16 protein-coding genes are annotated in these 18,118 nt (G+C 48.2%); 10 read left to right on the forward strand and 6 right to left on the reverse strand.

The window, feature by feature from the left end; genetic code table 11:
* Positions 1 to 63: 63 nt before the first annotated feature.
* The gene (locus tag KYK27_RS13555; protein ID WP_199110578.1) at positions 64 to 474 is read right to left on the reverse strand and encodes a hypothetical protein; all 411 of its coding nucleotides are present in this window, start codon (positions 472 to 474) and stop codon (positions 64 to 66) included.
* Between the two features lie 476 nt (positions 475 to 950).
* On the opposite strand from KYK27_RS13555, the gene KYK27_RS13560 reads away from it, so the two are divergent.
* The 3 genes from KYK27_RS13560 to KYK27_RS13570 all read left to right on the forward strand — a co-directional run bounded on the left by KYK27_RS13560 (position 951) and on the right by KYK27_RS13570 (position 5,192).
* Entirely contained in the window at positions 951 to 2,699 is a 1,749-nt protein-coding gene (locus tag KYK27_RS13560) for an ABC transporter ATP-binding protein (protein ID WP_199110579.1), read from the forward strand.
* Positions 2,700 to 2,902: 203 nt separating this feature from the next.
* Entirely contained in the window at positions 2,903 to 4,021 is a 1,119-nt protein-coding gene (locus KYK27_RS13565) for a tetratricopeptide repeat protein (RefSeq protein ID WP_199110580.1), read from the forward strand.
* 541 nt (positions 4,022 to 4,562) lie between these two features.
* Positions 4,563 to 5,192, forward strand: a complete 630-nt coding sequence (locus KYK27_RS13570; protein WP_199110581.1) for a DUF4403 family protein — start codon at positions 4,563 to 4,565, stop codon at positions 5,190 to 5,192.
* A gap of 368 nt (positions 5,193 to 5,560) precedes the next feature.
* On the opposite strand, the gene KYK27_RS13575 is transcribed toward KYK27_RS13570, so the two are convergent.
* Positions 5,561 to 6,349 carry a hypothetical protein gene (locus KYK27_RS13575; protein ID WP_233150436.1) on the reverse strand — a complete coding sequence of 263 codons (789 nt, stop codon included), beginning with the start codon at positions 6,347 to 6,349 and terminating at the stop codon, positions 5,561 to 5,563.
* Between the two features lie 592 nt (positions 6,350 to 6,941).
* On the opposite strand from KYK27_RS13575, the gene KYK27_RS13580 reads away from it, so the two are divergent.
* From KYK27_RS13580 to KYK27_RS13590, 3 genes are all read left to right on the forward strand, one after another.
* On the forward strand, positions 6,942 to 7,526 hold the full coding sequence (locus KYK27_RS13580) for a Crp/Fnr family transcriptional regulator (RefSeq protein WP_199110582.1): 585 nt from the start codon (positions 6,942 to 6,944) through the stop codon (positions 7,524 to 7,526).
* Positions 7,527 to 7,600: 74 nt separating this feature from the next.
* Positions 7,601 to 8,020 carry a DUF4345 domain-containing protein gene (locus KYK27_RS13585; protein WP_199110583.1) on the forward strand — a complete coding sequence of 140 codons (420 nt, stop codon included), beginning with the start codon at positions 7,601 to 7,603 and terminating at the stop codon, positions 8,018 to 8,020.
* A gap of 281 nt (positions 8,021 to 8,301) precedes the next feature.
* Positions 8,302 to 8,907, forward strand: a complete 606-nt coding sequence (locus KYK27_RS13590) for a YceI family protein (RefSeq protein ID WP_199110584.1) — start codon at positions 8,302 to 8,304, stop codon at positions 8,905 to 8,907.
* 170 nt (positions 8,908 to 9,077) lie between these two features.
* Here KYK27_RS13590 and KYK27_RS13595 read toward each other — a convergent pair whose 3' ends face one another.
* Complete coding sequence (locus tag KYK27_RS13595; RefSeq protein WP_199110585.1) at positions 9,078 to 10,589, reverse strand: S8 family peptidase; 1,512 nt, start codon at positions 10,587 to 10,589, stop codon at positions 9,078 to 9,080.
* 356 nt (positions 10,590 to 10,945) lie between these two features.
* Here KYK27_RS13595 and KYK27_RS13600 point away from each other — a divergent pair, with 356 nt between their 5' ends.
* Positions 10,946 to 11,185 (forward strand): hypothetical protein, encoded by a 240-nt coding sequence (locus KYK27_RS13600; protein ID WP_199110586.1) that lies wholly within the window; start codon positions 10,946 to 10,948, stop codon positions 11,183 to 11,185.
* Positions 11,139 to 11,519 (forward strand): hypothetical protein, encoded by a 381-nt coding sequence (locus tag KYK27_RS13605; RefSeq protein WP_199110587.1) that lies wholly within the window; start codon positions 11,139 to 11,141, stop codon positions 11,517 to 11,519. The genes KYK27_RS13600 and KYK27_RS13605 overlap by 47 nt, the downstream gene beginning before the upstream one ends.
* Before the next feature lie 289 nt (positions 11,520 to 11,808).
* Here the strand turns inward: KYK27_RS13605 and KYK27_RS13610 are convergent, their stop codons facing one another.
* On the reverse strand, positions 11,809 to 12,213 hold the full coding sequence (locus KYK27_RS13610) for a spore germination protein GerW family protein (RefSeq protein ID WP_199110588.1): 405 nt from the start codon (positions 12,211 to 12,213) through the stop codon (positions 11,809 to 11,811).
* Positions 12,214 to 12,464: 251 nt separating this feature from the next.
* On the opposite strand from KYK27_RS13610, the gene KYK27_RS13615 reads away from it, so the two are divergent.
* Complete coding sequence (locus KYK27_RS13615) at positions 12,465 to 13,232, forward strand: hypothetical protein (RefSeq protein WP_199110589.1); 768 nt, start codon at positions 12,465 to 12,467, stop codon at positions 13,230 to 13,232.
* A 464-nt stretch (positions 13,233 to 13,696) separates the two neighbouring features.
* Positions 13,697 to 16,807, forward strand: a complete 3,111-nt coding sequence (locus KYK27_RS13620) for a PAS domain-containing protein (protein ID WP_199110590.1) — start codon at positions 13,697 to 13,699, stop codon at positions 16,805 to 16,807.
* 153 nt (positions 16,808 to 16,960) lie between these two features.
* Here the strand turns inward: KYK27_RS13620 and KYK27_RS13625 are convergent, their stop codons facing one another.
* Both KYK27_RS13625 and KYK27_RS13630 read right to left on the reverse strand, forming a co-directional pair.
* Positions 16,961 to 17,302: an ASCH domain-containing protein gene (locus tag KYK27_RS13625; protein ID WP_199110591.1), complete on the reverse strand. Its 342-nt coding sequence runs from the start codon at positions 17,300 to 17,302 to the stop codon at positions 16,961 to 16,963.
* Between the two features lie 146 nt (positions 17,303 to 17,448).
* The gene (locus KYK27_RS13630) at positions 17,449 to 17,994 is read right to left on the reverse strand and encodes an REP-associated tyrosine transposase (RefSeq protein ID WP_199110592.1); all 546 of its coding nucleotides are present in this window, start codon (positions 17,992 to 17,994) and stop codon (positions 17,449 to 17,451) included.
* Positions 17,995 to 18,118 lie beyond the last annotated feature (124 nt).

Consider the following 18,118-nt stretch of genomic DNA (forward strand, 5'->3'; position numbering starts at 1 on the left):
TCAGGAAGCCAAGTGAATAACTTTACTGCTAGCGACAACCCAGAGGTGCACTACCTATCACGCTTAATAAAACTCCTCAAGCCACATTTTACGGGCTACACCCATACCTACAAAATCACCTTCGCCCTGGCCGCGCAATAATACAGCTACATTTTGCCCCTGCGTCAGTTCATTCATATTTACAGACTGACCGTCGAGACCTGTAATTTCTGTTGTTGGTAAAACCAGCACATAAGCACGGTTGTAGCGTGAGTTTGGCGATGGCGCGCGTCCTTCCACTTCCATTACATACTGCCCTTCATGATAGCGCAACATCACAATTTGTCCCCTGATGTCAACCCGTTGTGGCGCCAGGCTTCTATTATTTTCTGTTCCCGTATTTTCCGTAGCCGAGCTGCTTCGGCAGCCGCTCAGGAATACTATACTTACTAACAGTATAGTTAATAGTGTTTGTGTTATGTGTCTGTTGTTCATATGCTTAGCTGTTTGTCTTATTCTTTTTAACGACAGAAGAACAGGGCAAGGTTTATCTTTTTTATAGCTTTGAGATGGAATGCCAGGCCGGGTTATTCGGAGGGTATTGGCAGAGCAAAGTCCAAAGCCGTCAACTTAAAGACTCTGATTTCCCGCTGTCATTTCGAACTTAGTGAGAAAGCTATTTTAGAGGAATTCTAGAGTATTTAAAAATGGCTATCTGTATGTGACGAGAAGGCAATTATTCTTTAGGTTGATGGCATTGGGGCTAACCCAGCAGAACAGTTGTCCGGAGCAGGGGTAAAGCATGAGCAACCGAAACTATAGTTTTAAAGGGAGGTGATTTATACAGGCAGAAGCAAACGCGGTCATCAACCAAACTATAAAACCGCTAACTTGCACCCGGCTGCTGAACTATACCTGTAGCAAGCTTCCTCATCATCGCTCTAAAACCCTTTAAAGGGATAAAATAAACTATGGCCAAATCCAAAAAACTCAAGAATGTAACTTTAGCACAGGTCTTTAAAACCATCATCTGGCCACGGAAAAAGTACCTTTCCATGGGGTTGGTGCTCATCATCATAAGCCGTTTGGCTGGGTTGGTGTTGCCGGGTGCCAGTAAATACCTGATCGACGATGTAATTCCGAAGAACGATTCTACCATGCTGAAGTGGCTTATAGTTGCCATTGTAGTGGCGATCGTTATCCAGTCGGTTACTTCGTTTGCGCTTACGCAGATACTGAGTGTGGAAGCACAGCATCTGATCTCGCAGTTGCGGGCCAAAGTACAACGGCACATCATTCAGTTGCCCATCCGGTTTTTCGACAATACCAAAACCGGCGAGCTGGTGTCGCGCATCATGACCGATGTGGAAGGCGTGCGTAACCTGGTTGGCACTGGCTTTGCCCAGATGGTGGGTGGTGTGCTTACGTCTGTTATCTGCCTGGTGCTGCTCATTTATATCAGCCCGCTTATGACGGGTTTTGCCCTGATTCCGGTAGCTATTTTTGGGGTGATCTCTTTAAAAGCGTTCGGGAGGATACGGCCTATTTTCAGGGAGCGCGGTGTGATAAATGCAGAAGTAACCGGCCGTTTGACCGAGACACTGGGCGGCGTGCGCGTGATAAAAGGATTTAATGCCGAAGAGCAGGAGATAAAAGTATTTGAGAATGGCGTGACTCGATTATTCCAGAATGTGAAGCAAAGCCTGACCACCACCAGTATGGTAACCAGTGCCGCTACCTTGCTGCTTGGCCTTGCTTCGGCGGGCATTATGGGCATTGGCGGTTACCTGATCATGAAGGGTGAACTTACCTTTGGAGATTTCCTGGCCTTTACCCTGTACCTTGGTTTTATGATCGCGCCTATCCTGCAGATGAGTAACATCGGCAGCCAGTTTACCGAAGCCTTTGCCGGCCTCGACCGCACCGAAGAGATATTGAACACGCCCCTGGAAAGTGATGGCGGACACCGCACGCTGACATTGGAGAACATCCATGGCAACATTGTTTTCGATAACGTTTCGTTTGCGTATGAGTCCGGGAAAGATGTGGTAAAGGAGATCAGTTTCCAGGCTCCTGCCGGTTCTGTTACGGCACTGGTTGGTACATCCGGTTCCGGTAAAACAACTATAGCCGGACTGGCAGCCTCGTTCCTGAACCCCGATAGCGGCACTATAACTGTAGACGGCCACGACTTACAAACCATAACCCTGCAAAGCTACCGCAGTCAACTGGGCGTAGTGTTGCAGGACGATTTCCTGTTTGAAGGCACTATACGCAATAATATCCTTTTCCCGCGCCCTAACGCTACTGAAGCCCAACTGATGGCGGCCGCACAGGCTGCACACGTGCTGGAGTTTACCAACCGTTTCCCGGATGGCCTGGATACGTTGATAGGAGAACGCGGCGTGAAACTTTCGGGAGGACAGCGACAGCGCATTGCCATTGCGCGGGCCATCCTGGCCGACCCACGCATCCTGATTCTGGACGAAGCAACCTCTAACCTCGACACCGAAAGCGAAAGCCTGATACAAGCCAGCTTAAAGACCCTGATGCAGGGCCGCACTACCTTCGTGATCGCACACCGCCTCAGCACCATCCGCCAGGCCGACCAGATTTTAGTAATAGAGCAGGGGCACATCGTAGAACAGGGCCGCCACGAAGAACTGTTGGAGAAACAAGGAAGGTATTATCAACTATATACCTACCAGGCGAGGATCTAGGGCAACTGCTGGATTTGTTTAGTGTAAACACTTGCGTTCTATGTTATTCATTTTAACTCGCCCATTAAGCTCATTTAAGTCGCAGGCTATTATTTAGCTATATTCTTATAAAAAAGATTATATATTTATAGCAAGATATTTGACACTATTTTAAAATGGGTAATAAACTAAAACTGCTATTAGTTGGTGCACTACTGCTTTGTATGACACAGCTTTATGCACAGCAAACCAATGACCTGGATGCATACATTAAGCGACTGAGACACTCGCTGGCAACAGGCGGAAGTGAAACAGGTTTCTTGTCTATAGGGTCCGATTTTTTGTATGCACAGGATTATTTAGAAGCCGGTAACTATTCATCTGCCGAGTATAGTTTTGCAAGTATTGTGCGGGCGCATCCGGAGCATGCCTTTGCCAATTACCAGTATGCTGTTTCGCTTCTAAAACAAAAAGACACTGAAAAAGCGAAACTCGCACAGCAGTATTTTCAGAAAGCAATAGAGCTGGAGCCTTCCCTTAAAGCACGCTACGAAAAAGACGTGCCTGGCCAGGCTGCTGCCGAACCTAAGAAACCAGCTACACCAGCCAATCGCCCGGCCGAAGCAGCTCCCGCAAAACCAGAAACTATAGCGACAGGACTGGATGCTTATATTTCCCAATTAAAGCATTCGTATGCTACTGGCGGTAAAGAAACGCAGATGTTTGCTCCCGGCCAGGAAGCCATACAAGGTATTCTGTACTATGAGAAAGGTGAATTCAGCAGTGCCGAAACAAGATTCAGTCTTTCGCTGAGTGTAGACCCGGAAAACCCGTATGCCAACTATCTGAAGGCTGTTTCGCTTGCCGCGCAGGGCAAAGATGCAGAGGCAAAACCATTTTACCAGAAAGCTGTTGCCGGCGACAAGGCGCTGGCTGCACGGTATATTGGAGATGTAGCGTCGGGCAAAGCTAAATGGAATAAATTACAGGCTTCTAAACAGGTAAAAACCACACCGGCCAAAAAAGTAACGTACGGCGGCGCGCTGGTATACGGCAAGTATGTCTGCGACCAGTCGGTGTGGAACGGCCCGAACGTAAGCCCTGCTTACCGGAATGAATATAAAGGCTATTTTGCCTTGAAGAAAGATGGCACTTACCGCTGGCTGGATGACGGGGGAACAGGCAAGTATAGTTACAATGCTAAAACAGGCGCTATCACCTGGCTTTCCGGCCCCATGAAAGGGAAAGGGCCTAAAGCATCCAAATACCAGAAAGGAACAACCGTAGCCCAGGTGACAGTAGAATTTAACGGCTTTTCGTGGAACTGCGGTTGCAACAAGTAACCTTAAATACCTATAGTTTGATTTAGGAAAACAGCCTCTCAACCCTTAGTTTGAGAGGCTGTTCTTATTTAATTATTGAGTCTGAGCTTCGCAGTTAACATATCGTTTTCAACTATACAATTGAATTAGTAGACCTACATATGTTTTTACAAATCTTGAAGCCGTTCTACATAAAGTCAGGAGCAACTTTAGTAAGTAAAACTAACAACCTTAGACTGCAGATAAAGCAAGTTTGAAGTTAGCGAACGGGGCTCTGAAAGATTAGGGCCGGAGCACTTCATTCTAAGAAAAGTAGTTAAAAATTTATTGTCATTCTGTAAGGAAACTTGTTGAAAGGGAGGTTAGGGGAGCAGGCCACGCCAACTATAGACAGCGTCCTCATTCGTTTTTAATTTGCCCTGCCAGCCTTCTCTGCTTACCTTTATGCAGTTTAATGCCTGAGGAAAGAAGCCTTGCTTAAAGGCTTTTGAGCAGCACATACCTGTATAGTTGTAACTTAACTGCTTCTGATACGTGCTATTCCTTTCCTAAACTCATCTCTATGGAAAACGCTATACAACTGAATATTCCCCTTACCGTTTCATATTCTGCCCTCGAAAGTGTACTGCAACAGCAGTTGATCGGCATGTATATACCCGAGCCCGAAGAAGGTACAGCATTAAATCCGTACGCCCAGGTATTGAATGTAGGCATAACAGGGAGCAGGGGTGGAGACTATAATGTACAGCTACGTGTCCAGCTGAAAATTCTGCGCACAGTACTGAAACGGGACATGGTAGATCTTTACGCATCGGTTGCCCTGGACTTTGATAATGCCACACAAGAGGTATATGTACAGCATTTCTCAATGGAGTCTGCTACCTCGAGTGGATTTTACAACACTGCCCTGCAGGTGCTGGTAAATAAGGTAGCCTACAACCAGATCATCGAAAAGGCACGAGTTGACCTGAAGCCCATCATTGCAGCGGAACTGGAGAAGGTAAATGCTCAACTGGCGCAGGGGCTTGAACTGAAAGGACTGAAACTGAAAGGCGCTGTAGCAACTGTAACAGTGCAGGACATCGACCCAAAGCCCGATGGGCTCTCGCTACGATTGCAGGCACAAGGGAACCTGGAAGTAGCAGTTTATGATCTTACCGGTCTTTTACCACCGAATACAACTGAACTATAGAATGGCTTGAAAACAATTAGGGGAAGTTGAGATAACGTGCAATAAGCTGTGTTTCGAACTATAAAACCTGTGTTCTGATCATTAAAGGGCGCTACATTCCCGTGCTTTAAAACCCTCTGTTTTCAGGCAAGAAACCTGGTGATCCGAAGGTCAGGTGTGCTTACTTTCTGCTCAAAAGATTCTTTAGGATGGCGAATAAAGGGGAGAACAAACCAGCGCAGCCTTAAAGTTTTAGTATAACCCGAAGTGACTGTGCGCTCCCAACATTGACCAGCTAAATTACTGATGGTAAAGTTTGCAAGAGTATAGTTTGCTGCTGTCTGCTGAATTAACAGACCATATTCTTTTTGATCGGCCTCTTACTTTTGTTACGGGTACCTATCTGATTTAAGACGCTCCAGGCTGTGCTGGTCTACTTTTACGATACCCCGCATGGGGCGGTCCAGGTCGATGATGATGAAAACTACCAGGCAGATCATTAAACTCAGTAAGGCCGACGGAAGATTGGTGCGCCGTTGTCCCAACCCACTACCATACCCGATCAGGGCTCCCGCCATTATAAAAACGATGAACAGCAGGTACAGGATCACCTCGGGCACGTGCATGGCCAGTAAGGCATTCCGTTCGTCGTGCGCGACAACCATCTGGTTAAGGGCCGTTGCAAAGTAGCCTGTTGTAACCGGGTTTGGGTCTAAGCGGGCCGCTTTTACAGCCTGGTCCCAGATGGCGCGCTGCTGTGCTTCTGTCCTGTCGGCGAGTGCTTCCTGATCTTTTACCATGGCATAGTTGGTGTTGCTTAAGGCAAGCCGCAGGTCTACGTACTGTTGCAGCTGCACGTGGGTAAGTGAATCGTAAGGAGCGGGGAGCAGGTGCGTACGCATAAGGGCCGTGCGAATAGCGCTTGCCTCGTTAACGACTGCTTCGGTACGGCTGTTGTAGGTCTGGAGCGACATGCTGAAGGCAAAACCAAGTATTAGGGCCAGTAAACCCAACGTGCCCGCCTGTATGGTGCTGGTCTGCGATTTTACATCTTTATCAGATTTTCGCTGGTGATGGCGACCGATCCGGTAGCCGGCTTCCTGGGCCAGCATGATCAACACATACAAAACTGCCACAATCAGGATGCTGTTGTGTGCGTACAAAAAGTCTTTTGCCATGCTTTTATACTTCTGTGTTCCTTAGCCAGCCGCAGGTCGGTTTTACGGCTAAGGTCTATACGTATTTGCTGGGATAATGCAGTAGAATGGAGGGAGAAGGGTGAGGTGGTTTTATTGGAGTACTTTGGTTATTCCGCATGCGTATATGTGTCGGTTTAATACACCAATATTAGTCTGGTAAATTATAGTGTTATCGTGGTGATCTATACTGCCGGGATATTAATGTTTCGTATGGGATTACAGGGGTGTTAAGACTCTAACTATAGAACTATAGCATCAACTATAACTATAGCTGGAATTTTCCTCTCGGGAGGGGTAGGGGTGGGTTAAAACACCAGCTATAAAACTATCTGTTGAACTATAGCAAAGGTCTTTCCTCCATTCTACCAAGATCCTTTCAGGATGACAAAGTGAGGAGCAATCCAAAGCTCCCCGCCTTAAACAAGGAGGGGTTGGGGGTGGTTGGATTACGTTAACTATAGAATAACAAACGCAAGCCCACACCAACTCCGAATCTATCCTAAACCCATACTTTGCAAACCTCCTAACTCCCATTAACTTGCAGTAAAATCCAACAGCAACCTCCCCAACTATGGACAAAGAATTGCAGCAGCTTAAGCAACTGGTTAACGGCATCCGCCCCTTGTCCGACGAAGACTGGGAGGTGTTCGCTGCTCTCTGGAGCCGCCATGTGGCCAAACGGAAGGAGCCTGTTACGCAGGCGGGCGAGGTGGAGCATTACCTGTACTTTGTAGCCGATGGGGTGCAGCGTGTATATTACTTCGATGACCAGGACCGGGAAGCGACGCTGGTATTTACCTATTCCCCATCCTTTGGCGGCGTGCTCGATTCCTTTATGTTACAGCAGCCTTCACGTTTCTACTATGAAACCTTAGCTCCATCCGTCTTTCTGAGAGCGCCTTACCCGGAACTGCAACGGCTGATGCAGACCAGGCCGGCCATCGAGTCAATGATAAGGGCAGGGCTATCCTATAGTTTGTCAGGATTGCTGGAGCGGCTGGTAGAGCTGCAGTGTTTTTCGTCAGAAGAGCGGTTCAGGAAATTGCTGCAGCGCAGCCCCCACATCCTGCATCTGGTGCCGCATAAGTACCTGGCCAATTACCTGGGCATCGACCCGACAAACTTCAGCAAGCTGCTCAATAAAGTAAGAATCTGAAATCTTGGTATTTACCAAGAATAGTCTTTCCGTGGTACCCCATCTTTGTAACAGAAACTTAAACAAAACTTGTTATGAAGACACAAAGAACCATTGCCCTGGCCTCCAAAGGCTTTATTCTCCTCTCGGCGCTAAGCCTCCTGTCTGTTAGTGTGATGGCATTTGCCAACCCGCAGTCCGTGATGGACCTGGTACATGTGCAGCTAAATAATACCGATGCCTTCAGTTCTATACGCGGGGTGTATGGTGGCGTCGGTATGACGCTCTTCCTGAGCCTGATCTACCTGATGCTGCGCGATACCCAAAGCGGCTTGCTGTTTCTGTGCCTGCTCTGGGGCTTCTATGCTCTGTCGCGCACCATTACCATTTTCTCGGAAGGGGCCCTGGGCGACTTCGGAAATCAATGGCTGATGACAGAGTCAGTGTTTTTTGTTCTTGCCCTGGCCCTGGCGATGGCAAACAGAAAAGCGATGCCTAATAACAAGGCGGTTTAGAGGAAAGCCACTAGTCTTATCGTGATTCATTAGGCTTTGATTCATAAAAATCTCCACTTGATGACAGAGTCGTTTCATTCTGGTGAATTCTCCCCTTGAGGGGAGCGCAGAGGGGTGTTTACACCTGCAGATTCACCGGCTTTTGCTAACAGAAGTATTCCGCCCCGTAGCTCTACCTCAAAAGGCACGAGCTGCAAGCTCGCGCCAGCGGCTGAAGTTCAATGCTATATCTTATCCAAATACTCAATCGAAATCATTTAAAACTCAAACAAAATAAAACCATGAAAAAAGTAATGTTAGTTGCGTGTGTTCTTTTTAGTACCTTTTGCTTAACCGGTTGCGAAGACGAGGAGTTGAGTCAAAGCATTTATGCCCTGCAGGAGAGCGCGTCTGTGGTGAAGTGGAAAGGCTACAGCCCGGAGTTGTATCACGATGGCACCTTCCAGGTGCAAAGCCAGAATATTCAGGTGGTGGATGGCAAGGTAACGTCCGGCACGTTCACTATTCCGATCGCGACGATTGTGAACTTCGATTTGCCTGACGAGGTGAAGCCGATGCTGCTCGAGCACCTCAAGAGCCCGGACTTCTTTCACCTGGCGCTGCACCCAACGGCCACGTTCAAAATCACAAAGGTACAACCACTTGCCAGCGCATCGGAGGAGGCAAACTACACTGTGACCGGCGACTTTTCTATGCTTGGGAAGACACACCCGATCACGTTCCCGGCCAGGATCAACTTTACAGGAAACAACCTGGAACTGGAGGCAAGCTTTAAGCTGGACAGAACCAAATGGGGCATGACCTATGCCGCCGATCCTGCGCTGGGCGAACACCACATTCTGCCGGAAGTTGATATACAATTCGACCTGACGGCAAACAGGAAGTAGATATAGTTGCCCGGAGTAAAGTATATCTAATTGTTTTGCTGAAGGGGCGCCTGCTGAGGATAGCCCCTTCGGACTTTATAATATGTGATGATACTAAAGTTTAGCGTATAAACAAAGAGCCCGGCAGAAAGGAATTTCTGCCGGGCTCTTTGTCTTTTATCTAAAGCCAGTTAGTTAGAAACTGCCCTGTCAGCATTTACACGTCCGTAACCATAATATGGGTCCTGTCCAGGCTTGCCAAGATCGTCGGCAGATGCTCTTAGTTTAGCCAGTAAACCGGAAGGACTTATTTGCCCGCCATTTTTGCCAACTATAAGCGCGGCCACTCCGGCAGCATGCGGCGCAGCCATACTTGTACCCGCCGACCAGTAATAACTATCTAAGCTACCAGTACTAAATACCAGGTCAAATACATAAGCCGGGCGGGTTAAACCGGATACCGTAGCAGTTTCATTTCCTTCATACAGGGCATCGCCACCGGGAGCTGCAAAATGAACATCAGTAATTCCATAGTTGGAGTACGACGCTAAATTATCCATAAAGGTAGTAGTTGGGTTTAGTGCCCAACCGATAGGAGTAGTAGCAGAGATAGAAACCACATTGCCGGCAGCTGACGGAAGATGAACCAGCGATTGATCTGTCATGCCATTGTTAGCTTCATTACCTGCCGATGCTATCAGAAGGGAGCCTTGCTGCGTTGCATAGTTTGTTATGCGGCTAAGGGCAACCAACAGTTCCTGAACAGCTTTGGTATCATTTACTATAAAGTCATCTGAAGGGTCGTCCGGGGTATTGTTATCATCCAGGAACCTGCCGTTGCGTGGTACTGCTGCCCCTATACTCATACTGATTACATCAGCTCCGTTGGCTGAAGCATATAAAATACCCTGCATGATCCAGGAGAAAGCACCTGAGCCTTCATCAGTAAGTACTTTTACCAGCATCAGCCTTGCTTCCGGCGCAACACCGATTGTGCCAATACCATTGTCGGCGGCAGCTATAGTTCCTGCGGTGTGTGTACCATGGCTGAACGGGTCGTTCAGTTTGTATGCTACTTCTTCGCCGGTTACAAAACTCTTGCTTAACTTACTTTCAATATTGGCAGCCAGGTCCGGATGATCGGTATCGAAACCGGAATCAAGTACAGCAACCAGGGCACCTTTGCCACGATAGCCTTTGTTCCAGGCCTCCGAAGCTTTTATAGCAGCATGTCCCCATTGCATATCAAAAAAGCGGTCGTTGTCTCCGCTGGCAGGCGGGGTACCGTACGCTTCAACAGCTACCAGCTTCTGATCTTTGGGGTTTATCCACTGCGCATTAAAATCGCGCACTACAGAGCGCACACCGCTGATCTTACTGGCTTTGGTTATAAAGGCAGGGTCCTCGGAATATACCAGTGCCACACCTGCCCCCGATAACAGCGAGGTAACCTTACCATTGGCAGTTGCCAGCTTGTTTTCTAAACCGGCTGGCAGTTTTTCCTGTGTAGAGAGCACGATATAATGGTTGGCCCTGAAAGAAAGATTCGTTGGTGCGGTGGCGGAAGTAATGGCACTAACAGAGGTTTGGTCTTTCTCCGAGCCTGCCATCAGGTCCTCGTCCTGAGAACAGCCTACAAGACCAGCCATTGCAAAAAGAGCCGGCCATATTACATTCGCGGAAGTGTACTTAATTTTAAACATACTACAAACTGTTAAGTGAAACTATAATTAGGGAATAAGATTGAAATCAGATACTGAAGTTGAATTGATGTAGGAGTTTAATACGAGTAAATTGGATTTTGATTATCCTAAAGATGGCTAGCTGGTAGTATTACTAAGTAGAACGTACCCCATAAAAGGGTAAAGGGACTGTAAAAGGAAGTATAACACAGCGTATAGTTTAGGGATACTGCTACATTTTAGCGAAATGATAACTCTAGTACATGCAAGCTATTCACGGATCATAGGAGCTTTTTGCCCTATGTTATGCAGGCAACTGAAACGACCTGAACGCTAACTATAGCGTTGGAAAGAAACAGGTTTTGTTAGTGCCTTGATTGACAGGAAGTGCCGCTGATTTAATTGAATTGGTAGTACTACGGGTGGTATCGCTGGAAGAGAACAGGCACGCACTAAAAGCACGCGCCAGCGGGGGAAAGACAAAAGCTCCAAACTCCTGTTTGCTGGTAGATCAGGCTGGTATTTCATGCAGGTCAGGATGGCTGGGTATGCCGTATACTATACTGATCTATGAAGCGAACCCGACAACCATATTTCCAGGATCAGGTATCAAATGAGCGGAAGCTTTTGCTCTTAAAACTGGTGCATACGCTGATCTGGATCTTTTATAATGTGGTGATGTTCTACCTGCTTTATGCCGTGCTCACGGATCGGATTGATAAATGGGTTTGGATCTGCATTGGGTTGGTGGTGCTGGAAGGGCTTGTGCTGTTGGTCTTCCGGAAGATGTGCCCTATAACGGTTGTTGCCCGAAAATACTCCGACTCAACACGCGATAATTTTGATATTTTCCTGCCAAACTGGCTGGCCAGGTATAACAAGGAGATTTACACCACTATTTTCCTTGTAAGTATACTCATCCTGCTGTACCGGTTGCTGATTAAAAGTTAGTCTAGCTACATATGCCTGATCAGCTACTTGTGCGGGCTATTAGCTCGTTCGGTTACGTGTGTAGGATGTGTAGCTGTATGGACAAAAAATGGCACAGGCTACAAGTTCGTGCCGGCGGGGACAGAGTGGAAGCCGACAAAGGCAAGTGAAACCTGTCAACAGAACTGGCACACATTTGCAGTTTCCATATCTAGAAACATAGTTCTCAGGCTGTAGGTTCGTTTTTATCAGTACCTGGTAAAACTTCTATTTCGCCTGCCCTGGCTACCCAACTATAGCAGCAGAAAGATTACTTCTTCAATAGCTTAACCATCTTCTTGTTCTTGAAAATACTGACAATGCTCTTTGTGGTCAGAAATAAAGCCAGGCTGCCGATGGCTACTACTTTTACTACCGTCTGCGGGTCGCGGATGGTGCGGAACCGGGTAGCTCCGTCTTTCATTTCAATATAACCTACTGGGGTTAACACCATGCCGCCGCCTCCCCCAGAGCCAGCTCCTTTTCCTTCTGTGCCGTTACCTTCACCGCCACCAAAACCATAAGCAGCTTTTGCTACAGGAATGACCGTAACCCCATCCCGTTCCACTGGCTCGCCATAAATAGTGGCGCTGTTCGCTGCTGTGCCTAATTTTTCGGCCAGCCGTTCCACAAAGCGAGGTTCAGCAGCGCCAACCGAAGTCGTATTTTCGTTCATATACAGGGACTTTAATTTGTGAAGTAAGCTATAAATAGGTACGAGTGCCCTTAGCCGAAGTTGGTGTGTGCGGAGTGTACAATAAGGTAGTATACTTGATGCTGGGCTGGAGAAGGTATAGCTGCGTGGAGAAGAAAAGGCATGAGCTACAAGCTCGCGGCAGCGGGCAAGTACTGCAATTCGGTATTAGAAGGGCAAAGTAACTTCAGGGGCATCGTTTTGGTACAAGTATAAACTGTTGCTGCTACACTATGAAGAACTTCAACCTGTTCCTGTTGTTTTTCCTGTTGCTATTTGCTGGTAGTACGGCTACCGCTGTTGCCCAGGAACAGGAAGAAGAGGAGGAGGGCTTCAGGCAGCCTATCCAGGAGTTTGCGTTTACCGAGGCAGTGTATCTGCAGGAGCGCCGGGAAGTGCAGGCAACCTTAAGTTATTACAGGACGGAGTTCGACATACAGGTGGGTAATTCGTTGAGCCTGGACCTGGAATATGGCCTAACGGACTGGATACAGTTTTCTGCGGAGTTAGAAAATAACCTTTTGCAAGGCACTGACAGAAATCACACCTTGCGCCGCCTGGAACTGGGAACCATGATCCGTATTTTCAATTCTCCCCAACATGCGGCCACTTTTGCCCTGGATGTTGAATTTCCGCTTAACAAACATGATACAGATATAGCAGTAGCCGAAGAAGATGAATTGTCTTATTCACCTGTATTGATCTATGCCCGGCAGTTCGGCCAAACACAACTGCACCTGAGTGGTGGCACTGAACTACAGGCAGACAAAGCCGACTGGTTCTACAATGCTGCAGCCGTATATGGAGCCGGGCGCTGGCATCCGCTGCTGGAAGTAACAGGCACCTACCTGGAAGAAGCGGACTGGTTTGTTGGTACTGGTATTGCCATCAACCGTTTGCATGGGTGGGAGATAATTGCAGGTGTTCGTCGTAGTTTAAACCATCCCGACTGGGATGCTTCGGTCAGGGTGTTGTATGAGTTTACACTTGGTAAGGATTAACAATTCCGGTGACTGTTTCATAGTTAACAACTAAAGTTAGCTGTCGAACTTTGATGACTGTATGCAATCAGGACCCGCTGGCCCCGCTGGCGCGAGCTTGCAGCTCGTGCCTTATTACTTCAAACTTGATTAATCTCCAGCACATCTTTGCCGCCGCTATAGTCCATACCTAGCTATAGTTGTTTTAATGTATAGTTTTTCATCTCCTTTAGCAACACGGTCGGGTTATTGTCTCCGGACCGGAAGATAAGGTGCCCTGTGGCTAGGCATGATGCACCAGGCACAGGGCTCCATGCCGCTGTTTCTAAGGCAGTAATTCAGACTATAGGAGATCAATGCAATTACTCCTCACGGGTAAACACGCAGAGGTATAAAGTTTCTGATACCAAACTGACATTGTTAAGCAGCGTAAACAATCTTGCTGAGTAATTGTGTAACTTACAACATTACTTATCAGCTACAGCATGCACCAGGTTAATTCTGTCGGGGAAGGTATTCCGGCACCGGACTTTCAGCAAGTTTTCAATGCCCTGCCAGGCAGCTTCCTGTTGCTGCAACCCAACCCACCTCAATTTACCATACTGGCTGCCAGCGACGAACAGCTACGCCTTACGGGGCAGGAGCAACACGAGGTAGTGGGCAAAAGTGTTTTTGAAGCCTACCCGGAGAACCCGAATGCTAGCTCAGCCACAGGTCCTGCTGCCTTAAGGGAGTCTTTTATGCAGGTTTTGAAGAATAAAATTCCCGACCAGTTACCAGTAGTACGATATGATGCTTTGAACGCAGACGGCAAATTTGAAGAGCGGTACTGGAAAATAAGTAATAAGCCGGTATTAGACGCGGAAGGCAATGTGCGCTACATCCTGCACACACAAACGGAGGCAACGCAGCAAGTAACGGCAGAGAAGAAGGCAACTGCCATACGGGAGATTGAAAAAAAGTACAGCTTGTTTATGCAGGCGCCTGTGGCAGTTTACATTGTAACCGGGCCTGAAAATACGGTAGAGCTCGCCAATGAGGAGATGCTTAAACTCCTAAGCAGGACAACTGACATCATTGGTAAGCCCCTGTTTGAATCCATCCCGGAAATTATAGCGCACGGGTTCCCCGAATTACTGGTCCAGGTGCGTGAGACAGGCCAGCCTTATTTTGGAAAAGAGTACCCCTCCAAGCTGATAAAGGATGGGCAGGAAACGCTTTGCTACTACAATTTTGTCTATCAGCCATATTATGCAAACCCAGGCGACACCGTTGCTGGCGGCGTATTTTGCGTGGCACATGACGTAACGGAGCAGGTACTGGCCCGCCAAAAGGTAGAGGAAAGTGAGCAGCAGTTACGCTCTTTTATTGAAAGCTCGCACCACCCTATAGGCGTTTACATTGGCAGTGACATGCGCATCCAGTTTGCCAACCAGGCACTCAAGGATGGCCTGGGTAAAGGCAACGACATCGTGGGCAAACCCTACAAAGACGTGTTGCCAGAGCTGGAGAACCAGCAGGTGTTCGAGCTGCTGGAAACCGTTTATAGAACAGGCAAATCTTTCGAGGCTAAAAATCATAAACTGGACCTGGTAGTAGGCGGGGAGTTGCGGACGTTTTACTTTGATTTTAGTTTTACTCCCCTGTATAATACAGCCGGAGAGGTTTACGGTGTCATTAACACCGGGGCGGATGTTACGGAGCTATACCAGGCGCGCGAAAGGATAGCTGAAAGTGAATGGCGTTACCGCACCCTGATCGAGGAAGCCCCGATCGCCACTGCCCTTTATCTGAACTCAGACAACAAATTACAGTATGCCAACAACATCATGCTGGGCTATTGGGGGAAGGACAGCACAATAGTAGGTAAACCATTGCGAGAAGCATTGCCAGAACCAGCGGCGCAACCATTCCTTGATCTGCTGGAAAAGGTGTATGCAAGCGGCGAAACCTACATTGGTGTAAAAGAAAAAGCGGAACTGGAAATAGACGGCCGCTTAGAATCTGCTTACTTCAATTATACCTATAAGCCTCTCTTAAACAAAGATGGCGAAGTATACGGCATCCACCATACCGCGATTGATGTAACAGAAGAGGTACTGGTTCAAAAGCGATTAGAGGAAAGCGAGGCGCGATTCCGGAATATGATCGAGCAGGCGCCCGTGGCCATTGCCTTAACGTGGGGCGAGGACATGGTGATTGAAAACGTAAACGCGCCTATGCTGCAGATCATGGGCAGAGAGACGGCAGACAAAGTGAACGGTAAAAAGCTGGTGGAAGCATTGCCCGAGGTGAAGGACCAGCCTGTGCTGGAAATCGTTAGGGAAGTGCTGAAAACAGGAAAGACCATCACCGCAGACGAGCAGCTGGTGTATTTACTGAAAAAGGGGAACGTGGAACCGCATTATTTAAACCTGTCTTACACCCCGCTGAAAGAAGAAGGTGTAGTGACTGGCGTGATACATGTAGCCCTTGATGTAACAGAGCAGGTTGAGGCCAGGAAAAAAATTGAGCAAAGCGCCCGGGACTTGCAGAACCTGGCCAACGCCATGCCGCAGATCGTGTGGATTGCCTCACCGGAAGGCAATGTAACGTACTATAACGAACGGGTTTCTGAGTTTTCAGGAGCCACGAAACTGCCAAATGGTAACTGGCATTGGGAGAGCATGCTTATTGAGGAGGACGAGCAGCCAACTATAGAAGCCTGGGAAAAGGCAGTGCGGACAGGTACGCCATACGAGATAGAGCACAGGCTGAGGATGCGTGATGGCAGCCACCGTTGGCACCTGAGCCGCGCACTACCCCAACGCGACAGCGAAGGCAAGGTGACACGTTGGTTCGGAACGGCTACTGATGTGCACGACCGGAAGGAGCACCAGGAGGCTATAGAGGTAAAGAACAGGCACCTGATCAGCATCAATAACGACCTGGATAATTTTATTTACACTGCCTCGCACGACCTGAAGGCACCAATCATCAACATCGAGGGCTTGCTGGCACTACTGCCCGAAGTGTACGCAGCTGAAGGCAACCTGAGTAGTGATACACAGGAGATACTGGAAATGATGAAGGGCTCCGTAGAACGCTTCAAAAAAACCATAGACAGCCTGACGGATGTGGCCAAACTGCAGCAGGAAAACGAATACAATACCGAATTGGTGAACGTGGCCGGGGTGATCGAAGAAGTGACCCTGGACCTGGCGCCTTTAATAAGATCCACGCAGGCCGTACTGGAAATAAATGTAGCGCCAGATACGGCTGTCCGCTTCTCCGGCAAGAACCTGCGGAGCGTAATTTACAACCTGCTCTCCAATGCTATAAAATACAAGGCTGCTGATCGTGTTCCGCGGGTTCAGATCAGTTGCCACGTGGCCGACTACTACCATGTGCTGACGTTCACCGATAACGGGCTCGGCATGTCACCAGGGCAGAGGAGCGGTCTTTTTACCATGTTCAAGCGCTTCCATAGTCACGTGGAAGGTACAGGAATTGGCCTGTACATGGTTAAGAAGATTGTGGAGAATGCACACGGGAAAATAGAGGTGGAGAGTAAGGAAAATGTAGGGACTACCTTCCGGGTTTACCTGCCAATTTAGGTTAACTGCAAGGAACAGCGGCAAAGCGCAGCAACAACTATACATGCCAGCGGGAGACTTACGGTTACACTTGCTGAAGGTATAGTTGTGTGGAGAAGTAAAGGCACGAACTGCAAGTTCGCGCCAGCGGGGGACTCGCCTGCATTTTAATTTTTACGCGGGTAGCAACTTAAAGTAAATGATGGTACAATGGTCTTCGGCTGTGATTTCCGGATAAAACACTTTCAGGTCTGCCCGGAGGTTTTCCAGGCTCTCAAAACCATCCGTTAGGGCATCAGCCTCGGTTAAGTCGGCAAACGATTTGGTAAAATCCAGCTTTTCTATCTGTGCCTTTTCTGGTAAAGGCATATCGCCAAAAACCAGCGGCAACTGTATGGCGTTCGGCAGAACATAACCTAACCGGACCGTAGACGTTTTCCGGCGCTGCCGCACCAGTTCAAGGTATTTTTCATGAAAGTGCAGGTGGTTGATGATCTCTGTTTCAGCTTTTCTCATATGCTAATCTACTTAAAATATACCTGGCTGTTTCACCCGCTGGTGCAAGCTTGTAGCCTTATGCTGTTGCCAGTTAGTTAATTCTAAATTTGGCTGGCAAACACTGTCTCCCGCTGGCGCGAGCTTGCAGCTCGTGCCTCCTCCATTCAGGCAATATCAATCTCCAGCACACCTTTGCTGCCGCTAAAATCTATCGCGCTGCTATACTTCCAATGCTCCGGCTCCGACACAAAGCCAGCTTCCACGGGATTGTTATGAATGTAGTCAATTTTCTGGCCTATCACGGCTGCGCTCCATAGTTCGATAGGTTTACTGTGCTGTTGCCAGAACTGCCGGTGCTTTACGTTGCTGTTTTTCAACCCTGCCCGCTCCATGAGCCAGAGCATCCATTCTTTCCGGCTCTCCTGGTTGTGCTCGGTTATGGCTTTCTGTAGGTGCTTGGAGGTATGCGTTTTCAGCTCCTTCAGCAGCACGCTCGGGTTATTATCTTTGGCTCTGAAGATGATGTGCACGTGGCTGGGCATGATACACCAGGCATAGATCTCCATACCTTTGTTCTTGCGGCAGTAGTCCAGGCTGTCGGTAACTATAGCAAAGTACTCTTCCCGCGTAAACACGTCTATCCAGTACACCACCGCAAAGCTGACAAAGTATAGCCCTTCCTGGTTATGAAATTTATACTTCCTGCTCATGAAAAGCTTATACTGCTTCGGCACTACTTCAGGTTCAACACTGTGCTTAGTTGGTTAGTAGTGCCCCGCTATTGTGTTTCTGCGCTAGTGCGAGCTTGTAGCTCGTACTGTTACTTTAGCTGAA

It is taken from the genome of Pontibacter populi (assembly GCF_019336435.1).
In the GTDB taxonomy this organism is placed as follows: Bacteria; Bacteroidota; Bacteroidia; order Cytophagales; family Hymenobacteraceae; genus Pontibacter; species Pontibacter humidus.

What these genes read in the sequence shown, in the direction of transcription:
- KYK27_RS13555 (WP_199110578.1), bottom strand. Translation starts at nt 474, where the DNA reads ATGAACAACAGACACATAACACAAACACTATTAACTATACTGTTAGTA.
- KYK27_RS13590 (WP_199110584.1), top strand. Translation starts at nt 8,302, where the DNA reads ATGAAAAAAGTAATGTTAGTTGCGTGTGTTCTTTTTAGTACCTTTTGC.
- KYK27_RS13580 (WP_199110582.1), top strand. Translation starts at nt 6,942, where the DNA reads ATGGACAAAGAATTGCAGCAGCTTAAGCAACTGGTTAACGGCATCCGC.
- KYK27_RS13565 (WP_199110580.1), top strand. Translation starts at nt 2,903, where the DNA reads ATGACACAGCTTTATGCACAGCAAACCAATGACCTGGATGCATACATT.
- KYK27_RS13630 (WP_199110592.1), bottom strand. Translation starts at nt 17,994, where the DNA reads ATGAGCAGGAAGTATAAATTTCATAACCAGGAAGGGCTATACTTTGTC.
- KYK27_RS13585 (WP_199110583.1), top strand. Translation starts at nt 7,601, where the DNA reads ATGAAGACACAAAGAACCATTGCCCTGGCCTCCAAAGGCTTTATTCTC.
- KYK27_RS13570 (WP_199110581.1), top strand. Translation starts at nt 4,563, where the DNA reads ATGGAAAACGCTATACAACTGAATATTCCCCTTACCGTTTCATATTCT.
- KYK27_RS13610 (WP_199110588.1), bottom strand. Translation starts at nt 12,213, where the DNA reads ATGAACGAAAATACGACTTCGGTTGGCGCTGCTGAACCTCGCTTTGTG.
- KYK27_RS13595 (WP_199110585.1), bottom strand. Translation starts at nt 10,589, where the DNA reads ATGTTTAAAATTAAGTACACTTCCGCGAATGTAATATGGCCGGCTCTT.
- KYK27_RS13560 (WP_199110579.1), top strand. Translation starts at nt 951, where the DNA reads ATGGCCAAATCCAAAAAACTCAAGAATGTAACTTTAGCACAGGTCTTT.
- KYK27_RS13575 (WP_233150436.1), bottom strand. Translation starts at nt 6,349, where the DNA reads ATGGCAAAAGACTTTTTGTACGCACACAACAGCATCCTGATTGTGGCA.
- KYK27_RS13620 (WP_199110590.1), top strand. Translation starts at nt 13,697, where the DNA reads ATGCACCAGGTTAATTCTGTCGGGGAAGGTATTCCGGCACCGGACTTT.
- KYK27_RS13615 (WP_199110589.1), top strand. Translation starts at nt 12,465, where the DNA reads ATGAAGAACTTCAACCTGTTCCTGTTGTTTTTCCTGTTGCTATTTGCT.
- KYK27_RS13605 (WP_199110587.1), top strand. Translation starts at nt 11,139, where the DNA reads ATGAAGCGAACCCGACAACCATATTTCCAGGATCAGGTATCAAATGAG.
- KYK27_RS13625 (WP_199110591.1), bottom strand. Translation starts at nt 17,302, where the DNA reads ATGAGAAAAGCTGAAACAGAGATCATCAACCACCTGCACTTTCATGAA.